Origin of the sequence: Spongiibacter marinus (assembly GCF_016906995.1) — a bacterium.
Lineage (GTDB): Bacteria > Pseudomonadota > Gammaproteobacteria > Pseudomonadales > Spongiibacteraceae > Spongiibacter > Spongiibacter marinus.
Map to the genome: position 1 here is coordinate 67681 of NZ_JAFBBD010000002.1, position 26453 is coordinate 94133.

18 protein-coding genes are annotated in these 26453 nt (G+C 51.5%); 8 read left to right on the forward strand and 10 right to left on the reverse strand.

Annotation, left to right across the window (positions count from 1 at the left end; all coding sequences use genetic code 11):
- Positions 1-128: 128 nt before the first annotated feature.
- On the forward strand, positions 129-3107 hold the full coding sequence (locus HNR64_RS02930; protein WP_204995085.1) for an ImpA family metalloprotease: 2979 nt from the start codon (positions 129-131) through the stop codon (positions 3105-3107).
- A gap of 78 nt (positions 3108-3185) precedes the next feature.
- A complete protein-coding gene (locus tag HNR64_RS02935; protein WP_204995086.1) occupies positions 3186-3725 on the forward strand; it encodes an isochorismatase family protein in 540 nt (179 codons plus the stop codon).
- Between the two features lie 63 nt (positions 3726-3788).
- Here the strand turns inward: HNR64_RS02935 and HNR64_RS02940 are convergent, their stop codons facing one another.
- The 3 genes from HNR64_RS02940 to HNR64_RS02950 all read right to left on the reverse strand — a co-directional run bounded on the left by HNR64_RS02940 (position 3789) and on the right by HNR64_RS02950 (position 8032).
- Positions 3789-6191: a neutral/alkaline non-lysosomal ceramidase N-terminal domain-containing protein gene (locus tag HNR64_RS02940; protein WP_204995087.1), complete on the reverse strand. Its 2403-nt coding sequence runs from the start codon at positions 6189-6191 to the stop codon at positions 3789-3791.
- 168 nt (positions 6192-6359) lie between these two features.
- Positions 6360-7556, reverse strand: coding sequence for a cytochrome P450 (locus tag HNR64_RS02945; protein WP_204995088.1), 1197 nt, complete (start codon positions 7554-7556; stop codon positions 6360-6362).
- A 14-nt stretch (positions 7557-7570) separates the two neighbouring features.
- Complete coding sequence (locus tag HNR64_RS02950) at positions 7571-8032, reverse strand: 2,4'-dihydroxyacetophenone dioxygenase family protein (protein ID WP_027874935.1); 462 nt, start codon at positions 8030-8032, stop codon at positions 7571-7573.
- Positions 8033-8190: 158 nt separating this feature from the next.
- On the opposite strand from HNR64_RS02950, the gene HNR64_RS02955 reads away from it, so the two are divergent.
- Positions 8191-8508 (forward strand): DMT family transporter, encoded by a 318-nt coding sequence (locus HNR64_RS02955; RefSeq protein ID WP_204995089.1) that lies wholly within the window; start codon positions 8191-8193, stop codon positions 8506-8508.
- Positions 8509-8586: 78 nt separating this feature from the next.
- On the opposite strand, the gene katG is transcribed toward HNR64_RS02955, so the two are convergent.
- Positions 8587-10788: a catalase/peroxidase HPI gene (gene katG / locus HNR64_RS02960; RefSeq protein ID WP_204995090.1), complete on the reverse strand. Its 2202-nt coding sequence runs from the start codon at positions 10786-10788 to the stop codon at positions 8587-8589.
- Positions 10789-11319: 531 nt separating this feature from the next.
- On the opposite strand from katG, the gene fusA reads away from it, so the two are divergent.
- Both fusA and HNR64_RS02970 read left to right on the forward strand, forming a co-directional pair.
- Positions 11320-13404 carry an elongation factor G gene (gene fusA / locus HNR64_RS02965; protein ID WP_204995091.1) on the forward strand — a complete coding sequence of 695 codons (2085 nt, stop codon included), beginning with the start codon at positions 11320-11322 and terminating at the stop codon, positions 13402-13404.
- 238 nt (positions 13405-13642) lie between these two features.
- A complete protein-coding gene (locus HNR64_RS02970) occupies positions 13643-14866 on the forward strand; it encodes an alpha/beta fold hydrolase (RefSeq protein WP_239547563.1) in 1224 nt (407 codons plus the stop codon).
- 301 nt (positions 14867-15167) lie between these two features.
- Here HNR64_RS02970 and HNR64_RS02975 read toward each other — a convergent pair whose 3' ends face one another.
- From HNR64_RS02975 to HNR64_RS02985, 3 genes are read right to left on the reverse strand one after another with little or no spacing between them, the layout of a single operon-like run.
- Positions 15168-17027: a UvrD-helicase domain-containing protein gene (locus HNR64_RS02975; RefSeq protein ID WP_062383106.1), complete on the reverse strand. Its 1860-nt coding sequence runs from the start codon at positions 17025-17027 to the stop codon at positions 15168-15170.
- Positions 17024-18985, reverse strand: a complete 1962-nt coding sequence (locus HNR64_RS02980; protein ID WP_062383111.1) for an ATP-dependent nuclease — start codon at positions 18983-18985, stop codon at positions 17024-17026. Before HNR64_RS02980 ends, HNR64_RS02975 begins: the two co-directional genes overlap by 4 nt.
- Before the next feature lie 4 nt (positions 18986-18989).
- The gene (locus HNR64_RS02985) at positions 18990-19820 is read right to left on the reverse strand and encodes a hypothetical protein (RefSeq protein ID WP_062383114.1); all 831 of its coding nucleotides are present in this window, start codon (positions 19818-19820) and stop codon (positions 18990-18992) included.
- A gap of 216 nt (positions 19821-20036) precedes the next feature.
- Between HNR64_RS02985 and dcm the strand changes: the two genes are divergently transcribed.
- The 3 genes from dcm to HNR64_RS03000 are packed head-to-tail and all read left to right on the forward strand — an operon-like array spanning position 20037 to position 23173.
- On the forward strand, positions 20037-21344 hold the full coding sequence (gene dcm / locus HNR64_RS02990; protein WP_062383117.1) for a DNA (cytosine-5-)-methyltransferase: 1308 nt from the start codon (positions 20037-20039) through the stop codon (positions 21342-21344).
- Positions 21344-21772 (forward strand): very short patch repair endonuclease, encoded by a 429-nt coding sequence (locus HNR64_RS02995; RefSeq protein ID WP_062383120.1) that lies wholly within the window; start codon positions 21344-21346, stop codon positions 21770-21772. Before dcm ends, HNR64_RS02995 begins: the two co-directional genes overlap by 1 nt.
- Before the next feature lie 3 nt (positions 21773-21775).
- Positions 21776-23173 (forward strand): MvaI/BcnI family restriction endonuclease, encoded by a 1398-nt coding sequence (locus HNR64_RS03000; protein ID WP_062383124.1) that lies wholly within the window; start codon positions 21776-21778, stop codon positions 23171-23173.
- Positions 23174-23224: 51 nt separating this feature from the next.
- Here HNR64_RS03000 and HNR64_RS03005 read toward each other — a convergent pair whose 3' ends face one another.
- From HNR64_RS03005 to HNR64_RS03015, 3 genes are read right to left on the reverse strand one after another with little or no spacing between them, the layout of a single operon-like run.
- Entirely contained in the window at positions 23225-23578 is a 354-nt protein-coding gene (locus tag HNR64_RS03005) for a hypothetical protein (protein ID WP_062383127.1), read from the reverse strand.
- A gap of 12 nt (positions 23579-23590) precedes the next feature.
- A complete protein-coding gene (locus tag HNR64_RS03010) occupies positions 23591-25270 on the reverse strand; it encodes a relaxase/mobilization nuclease domain-containing protein (protein WP_062383130.1) in 1680 nt (559 codons plus the stop codon).
- A complete protein-coding gene (locus HNR64_RS03015) occupies positions 25267-25617 on the reverse strand; it encodes a hypothetical protein (protein WP_062383132.1) in 351 nt (116 codons plus the stop codon). Before HNR64_RS03015 ends, HNR64_RS03010 begins: the two co-directional genes overlap by 4 nt.
- Positions 25618-26453: the final 836 nt, after the last annotated feature.

The window sequence follows — 26453 nt, forward strand, 5'->3', positions numbered from 1 at the left end:
GTCGCAGTTGTTCAAACGCATTTCCGCTAGGCTTAAGCACAATAAAATAAATTTAGCATTGCGGCCCTTGTGCAGTGCTGCGTGTTTGGAGACGTTTCGCCGTGAGGTTCAATCCACAGGTTTTTCTGATGCTACTAACACTCGCCTCCTGTGGCGGTGGTGGTTCCAGTGGAAGTGACGGCGGCCAGCCTGCACCGGCAGGCGATAATCAGCCCCCACAGATTCAGGGGCAGCCAGGCATCGCTCAAGAGGGGCAGGCTTTTTCCTTTTCGCCCACGGTGGTCGACCCCGATGGTGATGCGGTGACGGTAAGGGCTGAGGGGCTGCCCGGGTGGTTGAGCTTTGACGAATCCACGCAGGTCTTGAGCGGTGTGCCGACTGCAGGCGATGTGGGGCGCGGTGAAGGGATCACCTTGACCGCGAACGATGGCCGCGCGACCGCGACATTAGAGTTTGTGATTGATGTTGCCTTTGAGCCATTGGAACAGGCACTGCGTACCGGTGATGCTCGCTATGTTGACAAGGCACAGCGATTTATTGACAGCATTCAAGCGGCATCCAGTAAAGCAACATCGCAAGGCGCGATACTGCGTCAACAGTTGTTTAACTTGGACATTCACGGGCAGGCGCGCAGCGATGGCAGTAGCGTGACGGATGTGTCTTGGAACCCGACTCACGATGCAGGGCTGCTGACTGCCACGTTTGGTGAGAATACGACGCTCTTGTATAGCAATTCGGTAACGCACTCAGATTACACGGTGCGATCGCAGGGCTTGGCAGTGGCGGGTGAGCAGGCGGGAAAGAACCGCAATGCAGCTTTCGTCGCGCTGGCGAGTAATCCAATGCGCAATGTCTATCGCGATAGCGCAGCGGTAAATAGCCAGATGCAGCAATGGCTGCGCAACAGCGTGGACTGGTTGCGGGGCGGTGACACGCGGGCGACATTTAACGTAGTGATTGCTCAGATGAGTCAAAGCTACTATTTCCCGGACCGCGTCGCTACCCGGCAGTGGCTGGATGATAACTACCCCGAGCAAGTGGCCTACAATGAGGCCCAAAGCTGCGATGGTTCGGCACTGGCTGGCTGTTTGGCAGCGCAGCCCGACTTACTGATTGTCTCGCAAGTATCTGCTGAAGGGGCGGCGGGCGACGACGCTCGCAGGGCGATTGAACAGTGGTTGGCGGAAGGTAAACCACTTTTGTATCTGCATCACGATGGCGACCTTAAGCCACTGGGAGAGGCGATCTTCGAGCAGCTTGGTGTGACCTATGCGGGCGATAATTACTGGCGACGGCTCAGTGTTGAGGGCTATGACGTGAGGGGGCAACTAGATCGTGTTCCCGTAGAAGTGGAGGCGATCAATGGCCTCATTGCACGGTTTGAATCCGGTGATTTCAGCGTGGATTTGGGCCTCTGTGCAGATAAAAACTGCCCTGCCGAGAGTGGGTATGCTCAGGAGTTCGGTGAGGCGGCGGAGTATGCGCAGCAGTTTTTCCGGCAACTGGATAGCCAGTCTCAGCCACTCTTTGATCGCGGTGGAATGCGTTATTACAAGTCGCTGTTGTTATTGGCTGATAGCTATCGGCAGACAGTGCGCTTTCCCATGGATAAACTGACCACCCCGACACCGGTGTTTTTGCAGGCGTATTTTGCCGACCATGTTCAGTATCAGCGCCGGGATATTAATCCAGTACCCGCTGATATGGGGAACTTTAGCCGCAGTGACTTCAGCCACATTCGGCCAGTTAGCCGCAGGGTGAAGCTAACTAGTCGGCGGCACTTTCGTGCGGCGGGTGTCTACGCGTTGCCCGGCAGAACGGTGACAGTTAGGCGAATCGACAGCGCTGCGGTAGCCACCACCATTTTTGTGAATACCCTGCGCAGTGGCGCGACCCACCCCTTCAATGAGAATGCTTATTCGCGTCCGAAATTTTTGCGGGGTCAGGCTTTGGCGCTGGCGCCCGGTCAGACCTTGCGATTTACCTCTGCCTACGGCGGCCCTATCCAGATTGGCTTTGACCGCAATGACGAGCAGGTAGAGTTTGAATTTAGCGAGGTGGGAGAGCACCCTTACTGGGCGGGAGAGGGCGACAATGCCGATTTTGCCGCCGCGATGGCACGTGGCGACTATGACTGGGCAGAACTCTCCACACCGGGCTTTGAAGTTCACTCCAAGCTGGAAAAAATGCGCAGCTCTATCGCCGAGTGGCGCAGCGCCGCCGAGCTGGCCCAAGCGACGGAGCGCTATATGTATAACTTTGCTCATGTACTGGCGGGCTTTCAAGGAGAGGGAATAGACCGTGTCAGCGAGATTCACCAATTCGCTGAGCAACGGGGTTGGCAGCTAGACACCATCGATGTGGTGAAGCATATGAACGCCGACCAAGCGACGTGCGGCTACGGCTGTTCCGGAAACCCCTACGATGCGTACTGGTCTTTTAATCCGATAGGGCACGGTGACCTACACGAATTGGGTCATGGCCTAGAGCGTGGGCGCTTTAGATTCGCGGGTTGGGACGGCCATGCCAGCACTAATCCCTACTCCTACTATGCTAAATCGCGGTATCTTCTCGATACCGGTGAGGACCCCCGGTGTCAGGCACTGCCGTTTGATTCGTTAAAGCAAGCCTTGCTTGAAAGTCGCGCCAGTGCGGACCCCTTTGCAGATATGCAGCGTCGACAATTGAACGGCTGGTCTGAGGGTGTGGCGATAACAATACAAATGATGATGTCGGCTCAGGCAGAGGGTGTGCTCAGTGATGGCTGGCACTTGCTGGCTCGCCTACACATTATGGATCGCGTTTTTAATCGTGCTGACAACAGTGACGAAAGCTGGCTGGCAGAGCGTGAGGCCTTGGGTTTTTCTTCCTACTCCCGCGCCGAGGCGCGCGCACTTTCAAATAATGATTGGCTGGCCATTGCGCTGTCACAGAGTACCTCGCGAGATATGCGTGAATACCTGGCAATGTGGGGATTAGCCATCAGTGATAAGGCCGCTGCGCAGGTGGCCAGTTTTGCTTATCCAAGCATGCCGCTGCGCTTCTTTGATAGCGGCGCCCGCGACTACTGCAGTAATTTCCAGCCAGCGTCGATGGCAATGGATTAGACCTTGGTCTAATCCAGCTGAACTGGGTGTTGAAAACCCTTACCCTGTGGTATTCACATGCCAGAGGAGACGGCGCCCATGTTGGATGAGCACGATGCCGGTTTATTGATTATTGATGTGCAGGGCAAGCTTGCACGGATGATGCACGACAGCGAAGCGATGATCGCCAATATAAGGCGGATGATTCGCGCCTGCCAAATACTGTCAGTGCCTATCGTTTGGATAGAGCAGTACCCACAAGGGCTTGGTGAAACCGTCGAGGAATTATCGGAATTACTCGTAGACTTAACGCCGCATGCTAAGTCGACGTTCAGTGTCTGCGATTGTGAATCAACACTTCAGCCCCTTGAAGCGTCCGGTCGCAAGCAGTGGATGGTATGCGGCATTGAGGCACACATCTGTGTGTATCAAACGGTGGTGGGTATGTTACAGCGGGCTTATCACGTAGAGGTTATTAGCGATGCCGTATCCTCTCGAGCCGCAAGTAATCACCAGCTCGCTTTGCAAAAAATGCATGAGCATGGTGCGGGGCTAAGTAGCGTTGAGATGGCGGTTTACGAACTGTTGAAGGATTCGGCGCGGCCAGAGTTCAAAGCCATGTTGCCACTGATGAAATAGCACGCGAAAATGTCATTCGGGGCAATATCCAGGCCTCTGTGCAAACAGAGGCCTGGCAAGCGCTTAGGGGCAGTTTGAGATAGGTTCGGAGATGGTGAAACTACTCGACACCCCCGAGTAGGCTTGTTTAGGTAATACCAGCGTTTGTGCCGCACCTTCATGACGCAGGCGGTACGTGCCCGCAGGCGTATTGCGGGGAATATGCCAAGTGACCTCAGCCGTAGAGGGCCCAACTTCCGGTAGCTCTATGGGTAGCGGCGAGGGCAGCAGGGGCTGCCAGGAGAACAACAGCTCGGGGTCTTTGTCGGTAGCCACGACCTGCCATTGTTGGTCTTCTCCCAGGCGTTCGGCATACACGTAGCTGGACTGTATTTTCAGATCATTGCGGGGGTGGCCGGCCTGGAAACTGGCGGTCACGGTGTCGCCGGGCGCCGCACTGCTGGGCGCGTCGGTAACAACATCGCCATAGCTCTTGCCCGGGCCGGGTAAGTCACTGGGAATATAGGGTAGGCGAATCAAAATTGGCGAGCCATCAACGTAGTCTGGCCCCTCGGGCGAGGCTTTACCCTCGGCAAGTGAGCGTGCCAGACGGCGACTTTCTTGTTCCACGGCAGCCAAAGACCACGGGCCAAAGATGGTGGACCCACCTTCATACTGTTGAACTGAGTATTCCTCGCGGGTTGTCAGGTAGTGGGAGTACTCGTTGACCAAACCGGCGACGACAATGGTGTCGATGCCCACTGGCGCCAGCAGCGGGAATAATTGTTTTTGAATGCGTCGCGCCGACATCGTGGTCACTTCCCAGGGGATGCCGAGAATCGCTAGGTTACCCATGCGGAAGAGCTGGAAAGGAACGATGCTGGGCTCTGCGGAAAGTGGCGGCCCAAGTGGAATGAGGATGGGCTTCTCGGCGTGGCAGGAGAGGTCGAGAAGGGGCAGTTGGTCAAGGTTACAGAGCACCGCATTGGATAGCAGTGTTGGCGGTATCAAACCCTGTGTTGCCGTTTCGATGTCGCTAAGTGCTGCCGCGATGAGGTCGGGGTCGCTGTCGCAGCTAATTCCCTCGCGAGTGAAGCCGGGGCCGTCTTCGGCACCCGCGCCAAAGGCGGGGCCAACCGCCGCCAAACACGTGCGAATTTCTTCGGCATCCAGCTCCGCTGGGTGGTTAAGCGCATTGAGAACGGCTGGGTCAGTAACGCTGACCTCGTCCATTTTTACGTGGAAAAAGCGGTAGTCGATAGGGCCGTTCAGTGCCTTGCCTGTTTGGAAAAGGTCCAGCGCTTTGGCGAGCTGTTTTGTCCCCGAGATGGCGTTGGACTCGTAGGGATCGGCGCCGCCGCCACGCGTTGGGTCGGGGTGGGGACGTTCAACAATAAAGATATTCGGCGAGGCATCGCCCTCATCTTTTTGAGCGAAGGCCGCGACAAAGTTGTCTTCGCCGTTGCCGGTGTCGCCGTAGCGAGTATTCATAATGCGTTCGAAGCCGAGCGATGCATAGCCCTTAATATCTGAACTGACTAAGTCCAGTTCTGAGCCGAGCACGGTTGGGTGTACGCCAAACCAGTTGATAACACCGACAGCTGAGCCGCTTTTGCGCACCATATTCAGCTGCACGACGCGCTTGTCGACAGTGATCTCTTCACCGCGGGTATTGATAAATTCCTCACGCTCTTGCTGGCTGTTTTGCTCAAAGGCAATCAAGGAGCGGTTGATATTGGTATTTAAGAGTTCGTCTACCGCTAACTGAATAGGGGCGGTCTCTGGGTGCGCCTGGATATTTTGGTGGGCCATTCTCAGTGCGGCCATCATGCCGTTGACGATCGTGTCGAGCACCAGCTTGTCAAAGCCAAAGTGGAAGGTATTAAAGCCCTCGTAGTGGGAGTACCCCGCCGGCCCTTGGTGGGTGTGAGTCGCTGACAGCATGATATTGTCGGGCCCATAGTGTTGAGACAGCTCAGGGTCTTGGGCAACTTCGCGCAACACAGCCTGACGCATGGAGCCAAATACCATACCGGTGTCGGTGGACATGAATAATACGCGCTTGCCGTTGCAGGGGGACTCGATGGCGAAGGCGCGAGCGTACTGGCGCTGATGCAGACCGCTGAGAACCTGGGTAGGGCTCTCCCAGCCCATGCCACTGGTATTGGCAACGGGTCCGGTGATGTCGTGAATGCCCGAACCGAAACGGTACTCGTTATTGTCAGCGCAACTCCCGGTGGGTTTGCCGGTAGCGGAGCCTGCGGCCGCTGGGGTAATCGCGAGCGTTTTGCTGGGGGCGTCGATGCCTTCCCCAACGTTTAAGTACTCACTATCGCGCATACATTGCGCTCGCTCTGCGTCGACAAAACGGTTCACCTGCTCGCTTGCCGGTGAATTTTTGCTGCTGGAACTGCTTCCCCCGCAGGCGACAAGCAATAGGCTAAAAGCGTAGATTAGTGGCTTGGCCAGTGATGAATTGGCAGGCATGGTAAATCCTTTTTTGGGGGCGAGACTGGTTCTCTGCGCTGGCTCTTGCGCGATGTGCGTGCGGTGAGTTATAGCGCCTAAGTTCTTAGGTTACTTTTATGTTGTGACTGTGTCGATAGGCAGAATATCGAGCGAACTGATGGTCAGTTCGCTCGACGGCTGGGCTTTCTAGCGTACTGACAGTTTTACTGGCATCGACTTAAATGCGTGGATGGAGTTGGAGCGGATGTAACGCGGAGGTGCTGTTTCCTCAATTGCTGAGAAGTTCTTGAAGAATTCCTCAAAGAATATCCGCGCTTCCATACGCGCTAAATTCGCACCGAGGCATAAATGTATGCCGTGACCAAAGGCCATGTGGGGGTTATTTTGGCGATGTATGTCGAAGGTCATTGCTTGCTCGAATACGGACTCGTCAAAGTTGGCTGAGCTGTACAGCATAACCACTTTGTCACCGGCCTTGATCGCGGTACCCGCAATTTCTGTGTCGCAGGTGGCGGTGCGCCGGAAGTAATGCAACGGGCATGTCCAGCGCAGCATTTCCTCGACCGCGTTGCCGAGTTTGTCGGGGTTTGCCTCCAGCTCACGGTACAGGGCCGGGCGTTGCAACAGCTCATGCATGCCGGAGCTGATCAGGCCGCGTGTTGTCTCATTACCGGCAACCGCAATTTGCACGAACAGGCTGGCAAATTCTGCTTCACTGACAAGCTCACCGTCTATTTCCTGGTTGATGAGCAGTGATATTAAGTCGTCGCCATTTTTGTCTTTGCGCTCACAGGCAAGCTCAAAGCCGTAGGTGCCCATTTCAATGCTTGCTTGCAAAACCTCCTCCTCAGTGCCGCCGAGGTCGGGGTCTGAGGACGAGGTTTGCATGTCTGACCACTGGCGAATTTGCGTCCACATGTCTCGCGGAATATCCATTAGCTGGCAGATAACCGCGGTCGGCAAGTCGCCGGCCAGGTCTTCAACGAAGTCGACCTCTTCACGCTCGCGCGCGGAGCGCATAATGTCTTGGGCAATTTCGCGAATTTGTGGCTCCAGCGCTTTGAGGCGGCTTGACGTAAAACGGCTAATTACCGCACGGCGGGGTTTGGCGTGGCGCGGCGGGTCCATGCCGAGCAGCTGGTTGCGGGTCATTTCCAGGGTGCTTTCAGGGAGGTCGTCAACCAACACAAAGCCCTGTTCTGCCGAAAATGTTTTAAAGTCCCGCGATACAGCCATTACGTCAGCATGGCGGCTAACGACCCAGTAGCCGCTGCCATCGGGATGAGGGTGCCAATAAACCGGGGCATGCTCGCGCAGCCACCGGAACTGGTCGTGGGGAATACCCTGTAGATAGTTGTCAGGGTTGTATACATCTATGTTCATCATTGGCTCCTGAGCTATTCCACCAGCACCTTGGGGGTGGGTAAGCCCTCTGCCTCACACATGGCCAGGTAAAAATCGAGGGTCATTTGCCCGTCGACCACCGAGGTAATATTGCCCTCGGCATCCAAATTGATATTGGAGCCATACATCTGGAACCAAACCCGGGTGTTGTCCTCGATGCACTGCAGCGTGTGTACAGAACCTGCGGGCTCATAAAGAAACGACCCGGCCCGGTTCACGTAGTCGTACTCTTTATACTTCCAGGCGCCTGAGGTGGTATAGCCCCAGACTGGCCCGGTGTGCTTATGGGTTTCTACTTCGTAGCCTGCCTTGAAGACATTCTCGATAATCCATAATCCTTCGCCGCGTTTAACCTGCAATACGCGCAACAAACTACCGTCGCCGATGTCGATAAAAGGCAGTTCGTCGGCGCCGATGTGGATGGCCTCAGGGTGGATGGCCTCGGGGATAGACATATTCTCTCCTGATGTTGGGTCGCTTTTGAATTGTTATCAGTGGTGCACACTTCCATCAGCCCCTACTATGAACAGGCTGTGGCGACTTGAACACCTCCATCTGGAGGAGGCCGCATCGGGAGTGCGCCCATTAAATGAACGATCGATAAGGAGTGGTTGTGGCTTGGGTTTATCTGGTGTTAGCGGGTTTATTTGAGATTGGTTGGCCGGTCGGCCTAAAACTTGCGCAGGAGGATAAAACGCGACTCCTGGGGGTAGTTGTTGCCGTCGTATTTATGGGCGTTAGCGGTATGTTGCTGTGGTTGGCGCAGAAGCAGATACCCATTGGCACCTCCTATGCCGTGTGGACCGGGATAGGCGCGGCGGGAACCTTTCTGGTGGGGGTGTTTTTTTTCGGTGACGCTAGCAGCCTGTTGCGCTATGTGGGAATCGCGTTGATTGTGGCCGGGGTGGCAACGCTTAAATTAGCGCATTAGAGCAACAGTGTTGGGTGATCCTCGCCTAAGCAGATACCTACGCTCGAATGAACGTAGGTATCTATAAGGTTCCCTGCCTTAAAAACGTCCGGCATTCATCACTTTATGCCATGCGTTTACAAAGTCTTTGATAAAGAGCTTATCGCCGTCCTTCGCCGCATAGGCTTCAGCAATGGCGCGAAGTTCTGAGTTGGACCCAAAGACAAGATCTACCGTCGTAGCCGTCCACTTTATCTTGCCGGTATCACGGCTGGCACCCTCGTAAAGATTGTCTGATTTCGCTTTCCATTGCGTTGACATATCGACTAGGTTGACGAAAAAGTCATTGCTCAGCTGTCCTGGCCGCTCAGTGAGTACGCCGTGCTTCGAGCCATTTGCATTGGCATCGAGAACGCGCATACCGCCGATTAATGCGGTCATCTCCGGCACCGTTAAACCGAGTAGGTCTGCTTTTTCTATGAGCATCTCCGCGGGTTTGTAGTAAGCGCCATCACTGTAGTAGTTGCGAAAGCCGTCAGCCTTTGGTTCAAGTACGGCGAAGGACTGGACGTCGGTCATGCTCTGGGTGGCGTCGCCACGCCCTGAATCAAAGGGCACATCAACTTTGTGCCCGGCGTCCTTCGCGGCTTTTTCGATAGCGGCAGCACCGCCAAGTACAATCAAGTCGGCCATCGAAATATCGCTGCGGCTGTCCTCTTTAATTTTCTGCAAAGTAGCCAGCACTTTTGCGAGTTCGTCCGGGTTGTTGACGGGCCAGTCTTTCTGCGGGGCTAGGCGCACTCGGGCGCCGTTGGAGCCTCCACGCATATCGGTGTAGCGATAGGTTGAGGCTGAGGCCCAAGCTGTGCGAACCAGCTCAGAAACGGTTAACCCAGAGTCGAGAACCTTGGCTTTTAGTTTGCGGGCTTCCCGTTTACCGATTTTTTCGCCGGCTGGAACGGGGTCTTGCCAGAGGAATGTCTCAGTGGGAACGTTGTCGCCCAGATATCGTGTTTTTGGCCCCAGGTCTCTGTGAGTGAGTTTGAACCAGGCTTTTGCGAAAGCCTCATCAAATTGGCTGGGGTTTTTCCAGAAGCGTTCAGCGATTTTTCGAAACGCTGGATCTTCCTTCAATGCTAAGTCGGTAGTGAGCATGACTGGCGGGTTACGCTTGCCCTCTACATGGGCATCTGGGACGCTTTTGTGAAGGGCTTCATTTACCGGAACCCAGACTTCTCCGCCGCCGGGGGAAGTGTGTTTTTTCCATTCATTGCGAAACAGGTTGTCGAGATAGAGGATCGACCAGCGAGTGGGAGTTTGTGTCCATGCGCCCTCTAGGCCACTGGTCATGGTGTCTTCGGAGTGGCCCTTGCCACATTTGTTTTTCCAGCCCAGTCCTTGCTGCTCTATCGGTGCTGCCGCGGGCTCTGGGCCAACGCACGAGCCTTTGCTGCCACCGTGCATTTTTCCGAGGGTGTGTCCGCCAGCGATTAGCGCGACAATCTCCTCGTCATTCATGGCCATGCGATAGAACGACTGCCGAATATCCTCCGCAGCCATTTTGGGGTCCATATTGCCGTTGCGCCCTTCTGGGTTTACGTAAATGAGTCCCATATGAACGGCGGCGAGCGGTTTCTCCAGTTTCCCTTCTTTATTAAATCGCTTGTCGTTGCCAAGCATCTCTGTTTCCGGCCCCCAGTAAACGAGGTCAGCTTCCCAATCGTCTTCGCGTCCACCGGCAAAGCCCAGTGTCTTAAAGCCCATCGACTCAAGCGCCACGTTACCCGCCAGAATCATTAGGTCAGCCCAAGAGACGTTCCGTCCGTACTTTTGTTTTACCGGCCATAGCAGGCGCCGCGCTTTGTCGAGGTTGGCGTTATCTGGCCAACTGCCCAGAGGCTCAAAGCGCTGTTGACCACCGTCTGCGCCACCGCGCCCGTCATGGATTCTGTAGGTGCCCGCACTGTGCCAGGCCATGCGAATCATCAGGCCGCCGTAGTGCCCCCAATCTGCGGGCCACCAATCTTGCGAGGTTGTGAGTGCTGCTTCGATATCTGCTTTCAGTTGGTCAAGGTCAACATTTTCGAAAGCGGCGGCGTAGTCAAAGTCTTCTGAGTAGGGGCTCGATTGTCGATCGTGGTCACGCAGTGCCGACAGATCAACTTGGTTTGGCCACCAGAAACTGTTGGGTTTCGCTTTACCGCTGAACATATTCTCTGCGAAAGCGCTGGCGCCGAATGTTGTTGCGATTGCTGCGCTCAGTGCTATTGCGGCTAGAGGTGGAAATTTTTGTTTTTGCATTGGATTCTCCTAGCTAGCGCGAAAATTATGGGTATGTCGAGCGTGATTCCAGCGTCGGGGCAATTGTGCATCCCAGGCAGGCGCCAGTAACCTCGCCCTATTCAACATAGTTCACTTATTGATCGGACGCGTGTTGATTTTTTCTACTGACTTAATAGCGAATGACTATCGACAGGAGGAGTTTCGGTGGCAAAACTTGCTTTTGGGGGTTGAGGGCGTGCTGCTAAGCCGAAAAATAACGGTAGGTGGATGTCTCTGGTTTGTAATTATTTGAATTTTAATGAAATTTTTAGAGTTTTCTGCAAGCGTTCCCGGCGTCCCATTTAAGCGAAACACCAGAAATTGGGGGGGCTGAAGGCAGTTTGTATTCTTGAATATGGCGCTTAAGGCCGTGTTCTTGGCAGGATTTTTCAGTTGTTTTGGAAAAATTCCACCAGATTTAGCATAATTCCGCAAAATAAGAGAGAAATTTTTTCTCACTTCCAGTATCGTAGCCAACCATTTTCAACCACTGCTTATTCAGAGACTGCCGTGACTGACTTATCCTTGTACCGCAACATCGGTATTTTCGCCCACGTTGATGCCGGAAAAACCACCACCACTGAGCGTATCCTCAAGCTCACGGGTAAAATTCACAAGCTTGGCGAGACCCACGAGGGTGAATCGACGACCGACTTCATGGAGCAGGAAGCTGAGCGTGGTATTACCATTCAGTCAGCGGCTGTCACCTGTGAGTGGAATGGCCACCGACTGAACGTTATTGACACCCCGGGACACGTTGACTTCACCGTAGAAGTTTACCGCTCATTGAAAGTTCTCGACGGCGGTGTCGGTGTATTCTGTGGTTCTGGTGGTGTTGAGCCCCAGTCTGAAACCAACTGGCGCTATGCTAACGAATCAAAAGTATCTCGCCTGATCTTCGTGAACAAGCTGGACCGCGTTGGTGCGGATTTCCTGCGTGTGACCGATCAAGTGAAAAACGTGCTCGGTGCTACCCCGCTGATCATGACGCTGCCTATTGGCCGTGAAGATGAGTTTAGCGGCGTTGTCGACCTGCTGAGCAACAAAGCCTACATTTGGGACGATACTGGCCTGCCTGAAAACTACGAAGTGACCGACGTTCCTGCGGACATGGAAGAAGACGTTGCCATGTATCGCGAGCAGTTGATCGAAACTGCTGTGGAAATGGACGACGACTTGATGATGGCCTACATGGAAGGCGAAGAGCCCTCTATCGATGACATCAAGCGTTGTATCCGTAAAGGTACGCTGGAACTGGCTTTCTTCCCCACCTACTGTGGTTCGGCCTTCAAGAACAAAGGTATGCAGCTGCTGCTGGATGCAATCGTTGACTACCTGCCAAGCCCCACCGAGGTTAACCCGCAGCCGTTGACTGATGAAGAAGGTGAGCCTACTGGTGAATACGCCATTGTTTCTGCCGATGAGCCACTGCGCGCGCTGGCATTTAAAATCATGGACGACCGTTTTGGTGCCCTGACCTTCGTGCGTATCTACTCCGGTAAGCTGAACAAAGGCGACACCATTCTTAACTCATTCACCGGTAAGACTGAGCGTATCGGTCGTATGTGTGAAATGCAGGCCGACGAGCGCAACGAGCTGAGCAGCGCTCAAGCGGGTGACATTATCGCTATCGTGGGCATGAAGAACGTACAGACTGGTCACACACTGTGTGATCAAAATCACCCCTGTACGCTTGAAGCGATGGTATTCCCAGAGCCCGTTATCTCTATCTCGGTAACCCCGAAAGATAAGGGTTCAACTGAGAAAATGGGTATTGCTATCGGCAAGATGGTTGCAGAAGACCCCTCATTCCGCGTTGAAACAGACGAAGACTCTGGTGAGACCATCCTTAAAGGTATGGGTGAGCTGCACCTCGACATCAAAGTCGACATTCTCAAGCGCACCTACGGCGTTGAGCTGGAAGTGGGTCAGCCTCAGGTAGCCTACCGCGAGACCATTACTCAGAAGATCGAAGACAGCTACACACACAAGAAGCAGTCTGGTGGTTCTGGTCAGTTTGGTAAGATCGACTACACCATGGAGCCTGGCGAGCCTAACTCTGGCTTCACCTTCAGCACCTCGGTTGTGGGCGGTAACGTACCTAAGGAATTCTTCCCAGCGATTGAGAAGGGTTTTGCTTCAATGATGGAAAATGGTCCACTGGCTGGCTTCCCCGTACTGGACGTTGCTATTAACGTTCACGACGGTGCCTACCACGCAGTTGACTCCTCTGCGGTGGCCTTCGAAATTGCGGCAAAAGGCGCTTTCCGTCAGTCTATGCCGAAAGCAGGCGCACAGTTGCTTGAGCCGGTAATGAAAGTTGACGTGTTCAGCCCTGAAGACAATGTCGGTGACGTAATCGGTGACCTTAACCGTCGTCGCGGTATGATTTCTGGTCAGGAAGCGGGTGTAACAGGTGTTCGCGTTAAAGCCGATGTGCCTCTGTCTGAAATGTTTGGCTACATCAGCACGCTGCGTACAATGACCTCAGGTCGTGGCCAGTTCTCTATGGAGTTCTCGCACTACTCGGCTTGCCCGGCTAACGTAGCTGAAGAAGTTATTGCCAAAGAGAAAGAGAAAAAAGCAGCGAAATAACACCGCTGGCTAGTTCTTTTCGAAAGCCCCTGCGGGAATCCGCCGGGGCTTTTTTTTGCCTTCCGAAATAGTGTTGGGTGTTGACGTTGTTGTCTGGCGTGCCTGCGCAGGTAAAGGGCCCCGGCCCTATTAAACACACAGCACAGGGTGCGTAAAACGTGTTAAATACTCACGAGCTTTGTGCACTACCGCGTTATCCGCGCTGGTAAAATTCCTCTTCCCTCAGGAGAGAGTGTTCATGTCTAAGCCCAAAGCGTCGAAAAACAAACGGCCACTATTAGCGGAACTGCGTAGCCAAGCGTTGCTGATGAATCAGCGGGCAGTGCAGGCTGCCGTGAATACTTATGACTGGGTATTGCGCCCCAAGCAATTGGTGAAGTCCGGGTTGACCGAGTATGAAACGGTTTACGCGGGGGATCTAATGAAGGTGCGTTACTATTCCCTCGTCGATGAAGACGAGATCGAGTTGGAAGATGGCAGCCGGATGCCGGTGCGTCGCCGTCAGCACAGTGTTCCCCTGGTGTTGGTGCCGCCTTTGGGCGTCACCGTAGAGACATTTGACCTGCTGCCGCAGCGCTCGTTAGTGAGATATCTGGCGGCGCGCGGTTTTAAAACCTACCTGATTGATTGGGGGGAACCTCAGCGTCGCCATGCCCACCTGGGCTTGTTTGACTACGCGGACGAGATGTTTACTACCGCACTGGACGAAGTTCGAAAACACTCGGGTAAAACGGATTTGTCGTTAATGGGGTGGTGCATGGGTGGCCTGTTGTCATTGATCCACCTTGGATTGCAGCAAGATCCCAGAATTCGAAACTTAATTACCGTTGCCAGTCCAATAAATTTGCGCGGTGGCGGAATCGTGGCGGGGGCCGCACAGGCCATCAATGCGCCGGCGCAAATCGTTCGGCGCTACTCTGATTTTCGCCTCGAAAACCTCGACCCCAGCAAGCTTCAATTGCCCGCCTGGGCGACGACAGTCATCTTTAAGCTCACCGACCCGATTGGAAGCGTCACAACCTATTGGGATTTGTTGATGCGCTCGTGGGACCGCGAGTTTGTGGTTGCGCACTCGACCACCGCAAATTATCTGAACAATATGCTTATGTATCCAGCAGGCATGCTGAGAGACTTTGCAATCAAGGTTGCTGTGGATAATGACTTGGCAAGTGGCCGCATTGTTGTTGGTGAGCGGGTGGCTGAACTGGGGAATATTCAAAGTTCGCTGCTCGCCTTCGCCGGTGAGGGAGATGTGTTAGTGAAGCCGCCCATCGCCGAAAAAATCATGGACGTAGTCGGTGTGGATGTGGGTAATCGTGACAAGGCATTCCACATCGCCCCCGGAGGACACATGGGGGTAATCCTTGGAAAAAGTGCACTGGAAAGCGTATGGGCGCCTGCGGCTGACTGGCTGGTGTCGCGCTCCAAGCAGCGTCCATACCAGAGCCCAAACCGGGGATGATTTGTCAGTCAATTTTCCCCTTTCACTCCTATTGTCCCCACGAGGTGCGCTGTATCTAAAGTGCCATGCATGAGTTATTGCAGTGATTTTGGCGAATAGGGTGCCCGAAGGTCATGGTGCGTCGCGTTTGCTGCAAGCTAAATTTGGCAATGGGCACACTGTGGGCACAGAGAAGTTTTTACTTAGGCGATAAAAAAGGCGAATCTGCTAAGTGCATGATTCGCCTTTTCTTTTTTGGTAGCGGGGGCAGGCAACCGACACTGCTTGCTGTTTGACGCGCACGCCTTGAAATAGGCATATCTTATTGTTTTTTAATGAATATTACGCCAGCATCCTTTAAGATTTTTACGAAGCCCTTAACATTTTGAGCTCCTTTGGAGTCTTTAGTGAAAGAAAAAAGTACACGCTCACGAGCACGAGACAACGCTACGAAGAATACGTTCACATCATCGTCATTTCCCCAAAAAGCGTCGTCATTGAATTCGACAAAAATAACTGTGTGATACTCCAGTCCTTTACTCTTATGAATGGTCATCAAGCGGACAGATTCCGTACCCTCCATGTTAGATATACATTCAGACCAAGAAGGTGAACCATCACGACATTCGTCAAAATACTCCGCAAATCCGAGAATAGCCGAATTGAGGCGCTCGCCGCCCGCATACTCCCTATATGTTCTTTGAATTTCGCCGCGCTCGACATGATTTAACAAGATATCGACTATTTCCCTACCGGTAACCTCCGCTGGGCTTCTACCCCTGACTAGCTGCTCCAGATCATCTATTAAGCATCGAACAGCATACAATGTCTCGCTGTGCCCTTTTTCGCTATCTAGGTCGGCACCTCTTACTTCTGCAATAGCATTTCGGCAATCTTGAAATGGTTGGCCAGACCGAACATTTACCGCGAGTTTGAGCGAGGCAAGAAAAAATGTGTAAGCCTTTTCTTTCACCAAATCCTGAATGGCAATACCGCCAACAGCTCTTGCCTCATTCCTGATTTTCAAACCTTTACTTTGAAAGGCCACCTTAATGCGATCTTCGACATCATTTATCCGTAACCGCGCCAATACCACAAAATCTGCCGGAGCTAGGTCAGCGTTTTTCTGAAGCTCGTTAGCTATGAATGACGCTATATACTCCCCTTCATCTTGCCTTGTTTCAGACACCCAGCCTTCGACTGAATTTTCTGGAACAGGATCGTCTTGGCGAGCACATTCTGTCGGAATATAGTCGCCATCGAAAGTAGTCGCCAAATCATTGATCAAATTGACGATACGGGAGTTGGATCGAAAATTAAAAGGAAGACGCTCGTCCGATGCGCCGAAATCAGCCTCAAATAGATTAAATATATCTTCCCTAGCACCCGCCCATCTCATAATTGCCTGGTTAGAATCCCCAACAGCGGTAAGAACCGAGTCTGACCCGAGAAATGCCGTTTTTATCAATTCGTATTGTCGAGCTGTTACGTCTTGAAATTCGTCAAGAAACACGTGTGAGTAAGTCTTTCGCAAAGCAGATAAAATTTTAGGCTGAATTTGAAGAATTAAAACCGCCAACGCTTTTATCATATCGAAAGTCAGGCGAGACGGATTGGCATCAATATGTTGTCGCCACCATAACCACTGAATTTGTTGCTCCGGGGTTACCGCCTCTTCAAATTGGAAATCTGGAATTGATCTGTGAACAATTCTGTCAAGCTGACCCGAATTCTTGCTCCTAACTTCCGAGTAGTCACTTTCATTTTTTAATTTAAATTCCTCCCAAACATCTCGGTTTGGGAACTCTATAGTGTAGTCATGACTAGGGCGCCATTGATCGGGAAGTGATTCTAAAAATTGATCAACAAGCCTTTTAGCGAAAGCATCAAGGGTAAGGGATTCAAATCTCTTGGCCTGAATTGGGTCGCAACGGTGAGTTACTCTGTCCCCAAGATTTCTTGCTGCATCCACCTTAAAAGATATGGCAAGAATGCGTTGCGGTGGAGGACATAATCCCGTCATGAGCAAAAAGGTTGCTCGCTGTGCCAGTAATTCTGTTTTTCCTGCTCCCGGGCCAGCGAGCACCGACATTGGTTCCACGGCCTTAACGACCTCTAGGGCCCGGCCTTCAATTCGTATGCCCGGTGAAGGCTTCCAATCATCTGCCTTCAGGTAGGTCATTCTTCTTCCCCAGCACAGATGGATGATGGAGGCGCAAGAATGATCTTGGCCATTGCAATCAAGGCCTTTAATGGCTCGGGACAATTGGTTCTGATTGCCTCATCATCCAGTGCGGCCAAAGCTTTAAAATGTGAAGCTGGCTTTGACCGGGACTTGAACAGGTTTTTGTATGCAAAAAGCTCTTCAGTTGAAAACTGAGCACCGATACGGTTAAGCTCTGCATTTCCCAACCCACTGCTGCCAAAAACTGCTTCAGCTATTTTACTAGGGTCATCTTTTGTTGGGTCGAATGCTCTACTCGGCTTATAGGCTTCCGGAAAGGCTTGAACCATCATCATGTCAAGGTCTAGCCATGTGGAATAAAAGACCCATTGCGCCCGTAACCACTGAGTCCACGGTACAACATTTTCCGGAGTTAAAGCTTCGTTAGAAATGACAGCAGAAGGGTCTAGATCATATCCTGCATCGTTAAGCCATGTTGCGGCATTCTTTATCCTTCCCATGCCTGCATTGTGTCGCCCAAGATCAAAATCCAAAAGAGTTAAACAAGGTATATTGAGACCAACAACAAGTTTCCAAAGATGTTGAGCATGGCGACCACCTATTGGAACAAATGCTACAAATGAGGGGTCTAGTGATATGCCTAAAGCCTCTGCAATTCGAGGAATAACAATCCTTTCGCTATCACCTTCGCCAATTATCACAAGGCGGGCGAAATAAATTTCTGGATTTGCCAAGATAACTTGATGAAGGAAATTATCCTCTTCGCTTCCGCTAGTGGGCAATGGGATTTCTCGAACATCGGAAATAAGCGTTTGATTACAATTCCTGAAATACCTAACATTTCGCGGAGAAATACGCGCCATGACGCTTGTAGAGTGGCTAGTCACAAACGATTGGGCTGTGCCTGTTTTTATAAGGCTTTCTAAAAGCCCTATTAGTCTAGGGAGGTAAAACGGAGCAAGGTGGTTTTCAGGTTCTTCGAGGGCAAAAATTGTTAATGGCGCAGGTACAAAGTCAAGAGGTTTAAAGCCTTCAAGGCTAGCTGGCGCAGCAGCCTCCATCTTCCAAATTAAGTTGTGTAGCGTAGCAGACAGGGCAAAATACAATAACGAGACTTGACCTTCACTAAGCTCTTCAAGCTGACGGTTACCACCCCCAGGAGATTTTTCGAACCGTAATGTTAGATCGCGAATCAACTGTTCGAATTCGGTTGCCACAACACTGAAGAGTGGGTCTGCATCGTAATGACCATCATGTAGGGCACCCCAAAATGTTTTGAGGTCGTGGCTTGTTGTACCGATAGCTGTTACAGCGTTGAGACTGTTTTCAAGTTGTTTTGCAAATTCTTGTGATTGATTTTTGGTCTCTTCATTCCAGTCTGCAGAGCGCTCTATCCGTTTCAAGACATTCTTTAATGCATGACGGGTCACGCCCAAGGAATCCCTATGGGCTGGTATGTATACCAACTCGGCAAATTGAGTAGACTTACCACGCAGGGGTGTTTTCCGCTCATCGTCTGGACCAAAGGGAACTTCGTCCAGCGAGCGAACCGTATAGAGCTTGATCTCGATATCATCCTCGTAAGACTCTGATTTTAAATAATTTCCCTCAAGAACTAGCCGTACCTTTAAAGCCTGATCACTTGCATTGAAAAATATGTCGTTAAAAACGTGGGGAATAACATCAGGGCTAGAAAAACCAAATACGACGTCAATGATGATCTCGCGCTCAGCCACAGACTGACTATCTTCACCGACTCCAAAGTGTACGTCCGCTTTTCTTAACTGACGCTCACTCGATAGAGGTGAAAAAAGGCGTTTCAACGCTTCCAATGCTGATGATTTTCCGGCTCCATTATCACCAACGAAACCCGTTATGCCAGGCTGAAATTGAATCGTTGTTGCAACGTCTCCAAAGCATCTGAAATTTCTTAACGATAATGACTCTATATGCATTGTATTATCTGTCTCCTGCAAGCCCGGCGAGAGCTGCCTTTAAAACCTGAAAACACACCTTTGCCGTATGTTCATCCGGAGAGAACCCCGACATAAGCTGCTGATAAGGATGGATGTAGTTTCTAAAATCGCGTAATCCGTGGCTAAATTTTTTTACATCAACTTTCAAAAATCCGATTTCGCAAGCTACGTCGATTAAATGCGCAAGGCTCCAATCCTGTAATGGTCTAACTTTGCCTTCAGGGCTTTTCGGGCTAGACGATGCTCTGTTGAATTTTTCAGGATTGTTTTGTGCTACGCCCAACAGAACAGCTTCCAGTACGCTTCCGCACATAAATATTACAGAAAGATATGCATTAGCTGCTAAAGCTAAACGCGCCTCTTCTAGCCTTTTCTCTATAATTTTGGCTATTTGGTGTTCAACCGGAAGCTTGTGAAGGTTGGGGATTCTAAATTCCTGGTTTAAGAACGAATCTTCAGTTTGCTCCTTGTTATTTTCAGGAGTCCTACCGCCAATTCTTGCGACTATGAGCCTAGATTTTTCAAGTATGTTTTGTTCTATATCCGTCCCACTCAGTTCGCAATTAGCTTCGTATGATGCAAGCATTTCTTCCAAAACAGGAGCAACGATACTATCTGGCTCTAACTCCCAAAATGCTCTCATCTTTTTAGCCTTAGACGTACCATAGATTTGATAACGAGTGCTATGAATATCTATTTTATGGCGAGAAAAGAATTCTCCGTAGGTCGCATCGCTGTAATCCAGCACGTAACCTCCCCCCATTTGCAATATTCTCTCCAAGTATCGCTTATCAATATCTGTGAGGCTGCTCATCTTTTGACCTTCGAACCGCGCTTTATTAACTAACTCTCACAATCAGGACGCTCTTGACGCCAATCTGCTTGCTCTTTTAACTGTAAATACATACAGTATTCCGTAATGGCTAGCCAGCTTGTTCTTTTTACAGCTGGTTGACATTTTGGAATGATTATGTGACATTCAATCACATAAGTGTCCCTTTTTAAACCCGCTATTACCTGGAGTTCCAATATGTCTGAGATGAATGATCTTGAGCTTTTGAACAAAGTTGCCTCGATCTTCTCACAGCAGACCATCGCAGATGAAATCAATCACCCCAGAGAAGTAGTAAACCGCTGGCTCAAAGAACGTAACAAACAGCCCGATCAGGACTGGCTAACTTACGCTGAGCGCATTGCGCTTGAAAGCATGCTACCCAAGCCTTGCTCTGAGGACAGAGAGTTCACATTCATTGACCTGTTCGCAGGTATTGGTGGCATAAGATACGGTTTCGAGAAAGCTGGCGGAAAATGCGTCTTCACCAGTGAATACGACAAGTATGCCGTCAAGACATATCTTGCCAACTACCACTGTGACCACGATGTTCATGGTGACATAAAGGAAATCACCCAGCCGGAAGGAATGGATAAAAATCAGGCTTATGAATTCATCCAGGAGCGCATTCCTGATCACGATGTCCTGCTTGCCGGATTTCCTTGCCAGCCCTTTTCAATAGCCGGAGTATCCAAAAAAAACTCACTCGGACGGGCTCATGGCTTTGAGTGCGATACTCAGGGCACACTATTCTTTGATGTCGCACGCATAATTGATGCGAAGCGGCCTCTTGCCATCATGCTGGAAAATGTCAAAAACCTGAAAAGTCACGACAGGGGAAAGACCTTCAAGGTCATCATGAATACGCTCGACGAACTTGGTTACGATGTCATAGACCGAGAATACAACCAACTACAATCCGACCCCAAGATTATCAATGGCAAAAATTTCGTCCCTCAAAACAGGGAGCGCATAGTTATTGTTGCCTTCCGGCGTGACCTTGATGTCACAGATGGTCTGACACTAAAAGATGTCAAAAAATATTTCCCGAAAAAAGAGCCTGTTGTAGGCGACATTCTGGAAAACGAAGCCACCGTTGACGAGAAATACGTTCTCACTCCAAAGCTCTGGAACTACCTGAAAGGGTATGCTGAAAAGCACAAGAAGGCTGGTAATGGCTTCGGGTTTGGTAAGGTAACTGCAAGTGACCGGTCAACACGCACCCTGTCTGCCCGGTATTACAAAGACGGCTCCGAGGTCCTGGTTGATCGAGGACCGCGCAAAAGGCCGCGTCGCCTGACACCAAGAGAATGCGCCCGTCTCATGGGTTTTGACAAGAAAGGCGAAAGCAATTTCGTCATCCCGGTCTCGGACACTCAGGCATACAAGCAATTCGGCAATAGCGTTGTTGTACCCGTATTTGAGTCAGTCGCCTTACTTATGAAGCCGTACATTGCGAAAGCGCAGGAAAAGAGCAAAAAAGCCAAACGTAAAAAAGCGGCCTGATGACGGATGTTGTAAGCCCGAAAAAACGCTCGGAGATGATGTCGGGCATACGTGGAAAGAACACAAAACCCGAGCTTATCGTCAGACAGGAACTCCACAGACGCGGATTTCGCTACCGGCTGCACCATAAAGGCTTGCCTGGAAAGCCAGACCTGGTATTCCCGAAGTACAAAACCGTCATATTCGTGAATGGCTGCTTCTGGCACGGCCACAACTGCAAGCTATTTAAATGGCCAAAATCAAACCCCCAATTCTGGAAAGAGAAAATATCCGGAAACCAGGTTAGGGATGAAAAGCAAAGAAAAGCTCTTGAAGAAGGCGGCTGGCAGGTTATAACAGTCTGGGAGTGCTCACTAAAAGGCAAATCTCCACATGACATCATGGCTGAAATTGATAGTATCAGTGAGCGGCTAACACAAAACGGATAAGAAATGACCAGCACTCCAGGAACCTATGATACCGATACGGCCAAACATATCTCGCTGGATCAGCTTGTAGCTCTCTTTGCTGGAGTTGGGGCAACCAGCCTGTATGTAAAAAAGCTCGCGCCTAACGATAACAGCAAGAACCAGCCATACCTTGGCGCCCAACTCACTGACCTTGCTTTTATTCCTACCGGTGAACCTGTTCCCTCAGCCACCGCGTCCGGTAAAACAAGTGACCCGAAACGACAAATCAAGTATCAGGTGCCAGTCGATCTAGCCTGGATCGATGCTGACTCCAAAACTTATGAAGCGCCTCATGCCAAGCTGATTTATTACCCTCAATATCCCGAAGTCCGGTTTTCCGGCTTTCTGAAAGGCTCCCCTGTAAATGCCAGTGAATGGATGGATAGATACAGGAAAGGAACCAGTATTGGCCGATGGTTGATCCTTGGTGTTTCTGCTAGTAAGAAAGTCTATGCTTATTTGGCCACACCGGATTCTGCATTATCAAAAGAGCTTGATCATACGAACTTGCTGGATATCGGTAGCGTGTTTGGTCAGATAGATATTCGCCATACAGGTGTAACAGACACGCGATCTGCTCTTCTTCACAAGCTTCTCGAAATCCATAACATGGGATGGATTGCAGGGCAAAGGCTGAGCTCAGACGAGATCGCGATACCATATAAAGCCCCAAACGGCGGCGGATATACACTTGAATCCCTGCTCGGGATTGTTCCAAATGGTATATCGGAACCCGATTATCTTGGCTGGGAAGTGAAGCAGTTTGGAGTAACAGGCTTTCCCCAAAAAGGAGCAAAGCCGACAACGCTTATGACCCCTGAGCCCAATGGCGGGTACTACAAAGTACAAGGTGCTGCGGAGTTTGTCCGGGCATTCGGATATCCCGACAAATCCGGCATTCCCGACAGATTGAATTTTGGCGGCAGGCATATTGCCGGTGTCCTTTGCAGCGCTACAAATCTCGTCATGAATGTTGAAGGCTTTGACCACAATAATGGACGAATTACTGATGCGACTGGCGCAATTACCTTAAGGGATCAGGCCAATACAGTGGCCGCAAGCTGGAGTTTTTCCAAAATCATGGATCACTGGAAAAGAAAGCATTCTCAGGCCGTTTATGTTCCCTGCATCATGAGGCCATCAGGAACCGGTAGCCGGGAATACAGCTACGGAGATACAGTTGAATTGGGAACAGGCACCGATTTTGAAATGTTCCTGTCTGCCACGATGGACAAGGCGGTTTATTATGATCCCGGTATCAAGCTGGAAAATGCTTCCACTGACAAGGCAAAGCTGAAACTCCGCAGCCAGTTCAGAGTCAATCACAAGCATCTCCCTTCCCTTTACAGAAACCTAGAATATGTCCAGCTTGGTTCGTAGCCCCTATAGTCAGTCGTGATTTCTGGATCAGCTGCGCAAAAAAGAAGGCCGTCAAAACGGCAGATCATCAAGATCGATTTCTTCTCCGATCTCTTCTGGCAGGATTTTGATCGCACCTGGACAGCAAAAGCTGATCACTCGAAGAAAGTCACAGACCTCCTTCCAGAAGGCGAGCTCTTCATAGTCGTGGATTTCGCGGTAGAAGTTCTCGTAAGCCTCTGCCATGTACCAGCTCGGCTTACCGACAACAGTTTCCAGTTTTTCAAAGCACATCGCGGTGTCATAGACCTTGCGTGAAACGGCAGCGATAAAACCTTTGTTGCATTCGTCACACTGTTCATGAAAATGCTGAATGTCACCAAGAACGATGATCTCGGCGGTTTGATTGATTGCTGACTTAGTCATTTGGTATTTCCTCTATCTACCCCGATCCCGTCCACGGCGCGGTCTTCTTGAGCGGCGAGGCCGCGAACTGCGATTGTTGTCATGGCTTGGAGCGTTATCGTCATCGCCACCGGTATCGCCATCCTCCTGGTCAGCACCGGAGGCCTTATCGAACTCGGCCGTCAGGTTTGGAAGGTCCTTCTTACCTTCCGCTTCTGTCCGTGCCTTTTCTTGATTAGCGCCAGCGGCCTTTTCAAACTGCGCTGCGAGATCAGGTTTATCACGAGCGCCCCCTGTGCTTTCCTCGCGGCCACCTCGCACCTGCCCGGCTGCCTCGCGGAAATGCTCACGGATATTTAGTGCTTCACTACCTTCAAACTGTTTCTGAATATCGCGGCTTTGCTCACGCTTGAACTTGGCATCTAGGGCGGAAATCTCCCGCGCCTCAACCTTTGCCAGATTTTTCAGGCGGCGCTCAATATCGTGCTCTAGTGCTTGATGAACCCTTTGCTGTAGCCGCGTTTCCCGCTTATGGGCGTTGGATAGCGCTTCAAATTCTTTCGCCTGCCCGGCATGGCGCTTCTTGTCCTGATATTCGTGAAGCTTCTTCCGGGCAAATTCGACACCGCTTACCCGGCCAAGGAAGGCGGCCAGCCCTTGCGGATTGAACCGGGCGCGCTTATCGGCAATAGCCTGTTCTTCACTGGCTATTTTCTGCTCAAGGAATTTTCCTTCCGCATCCTGCTTCTGGATAAGGGCCGCCTTTTCCCTTGCGATACGTTCGGCCAGCTTTGGGCCTTCGGCTTCAAGCGGTTTACGGCGCTCGCGATGGGCTTGCTTGAGGTCTTCATATTTCTTGGCCCATTTCTCAAGATCGCTATGCTGTTTGAATTCCGCCCGCTGCTTCGCGGCAATATCACGGGCCTCATCCACGGTCGGTAGAAGTTCTGAGGGGTAATCGTATTTCAGGAAGGCGGCGACATCTCGCGCCCGCACCGACTTGTCATCGATCATGCGGGGGAGCGCACTGGTGTGACCATGAAGATCAACCACCACATAGGGCCGGTCACCTTGCGCGAGGATATAGCCCATATCGGCAAGGGCATTCACAAAACCTTTGGCGCTATCGGCCCTGCGCCAGGCTTGCGTGATTTCGGTCATCCGCTCTTCTTTGGTGCGGCCTGTCTGGTTTTGCTGGTGCTGCTCGTAGAGCGAATTCTGTTTGTTCTTTTCCTTTTGATCGGGCTCGTAGCCATCCGGCAAGATCAGATCATGATCGCGGGCAAATTCCCGCGTCACCTTCATGAGCTTTTCACGGTCAAAACTGAGCTGTACGGCTTTGCCTTGCTCGGCATCAATCCGTGACCAGACCACATGGGCGTGCTCTCGTCCTTCTTTTATATGGAAGACAACAGCACGAGGCTGATTTTTTAGCCCAAGCTTTTGTTCAACCCGGTCGATATAGTCCATATATTGATCGCGGCTCATCTGGCCGTTGACCTTGGTCCAGGGATTGATCGAAAGGCTGTAGAGGTATTTCTGGCATTTGGTGAGACAATGGGCTTGCAGCTCCCACTCGGCAAACGCGCCGTGAAGGTCGTGAGCGACTGCGCCCCGGATATGGGCGATTTCCACCTGTTCGTTATCCGCTTCGTTTTGCAGGTGGGTGGCCAGATCACCGCCCCCGCCGCGCTGGGAGGCAAAGGGAATCATGACTGCCTGCCCATGGCTTTAAAGCAGGCATTGCGGATAGCAATCAGCTCGAAGAGCGCTTCTTCCAGCTTTAAAGCGACATTTGCATCGCCTCCGGCAAGGAGCGTTATCTCGTGCAAATCGTCATGAAGGCGGGCCGTCTGAGCCAAAAGATGACCGATAACCTGCTTTTCGATGACAGGCTTTCTGGCGGCGCGTGCAGGTTCCTTACCGAAAATTGCCTGTGTGATAAAGGCATTTTTCGAGAGCCCTGACCGCTCGACCCGCAACCAAAATTCGGCTTCCAGCTCTACAGGCGGGCGGTAGGATATCGGTCCTTTGCGCTTTTGGTCATTTTGCTTTTCCATGCCTCCCAGCTTACTGAGGCTTTCATAAGCCGAGCCTCGCGGCGTCCTCGCGGCATCCAATCCTGCGCAAGGGTTGGTCCAGGGTTTTCAGGGGAGGCGAATTCCCCTGAATGCAGGTCAAGGCGGCACACGCCTTGTGGAGGGTTCCAAGGGGCGCACACTGCCCTTTGGTCGATGGGGCTGTAGGGGAGAGCGAAGTCTCCCCTGCTCGTGATGAAACGGCGAAACGTTTACCTCAGCCGGAGAGGTTCGATACCGGTCTGGCTGACACAATCCCTTGGTGCGTCGATTCCAAAAGGATCGACAAGCTTAGGGATTCCGAGGGGGTGTCAACGGGGGATGGGAAGTCCCCCTCCAAGGTGGGCGTGGTATTACCACGCACACCTTGTGTTCCATCTTAACGCCTTCCTCCTGCTCTCCTTCAAGTCTACGGAAGAGGTCGTTACCATAACCTTAACAAAACACCAAAAGCCGCAGTTTTTCTATGGTTTTCGGGTTTATCCGGGTCGATACGGATCGTTTCAGGTCGCCGCTTCCTTTGGGGAACCGGCAGGCCAGAACGGGCTGGTTCTGACTCTATCAGGATGTGAAAAAACGAGAAGCGGGAACGCTCTCGCGTCCCGCTTTAATTGTGGGTAAGAATTTGATCTTACAAAACAGGCCGCCAATCCGACAAATATCACAGTCATTCAACAGGGAAAATTATCAATGAAGAAAGAAAGGAGATCAGCCCGCCAACTAAAACGAACTGATCTCCGGATGAAGAGTAAGCTCGCCTACTACAACAAACTTACTTTTTCAGATATATAAGTATCTACGCCATCAGGCAAGAAATA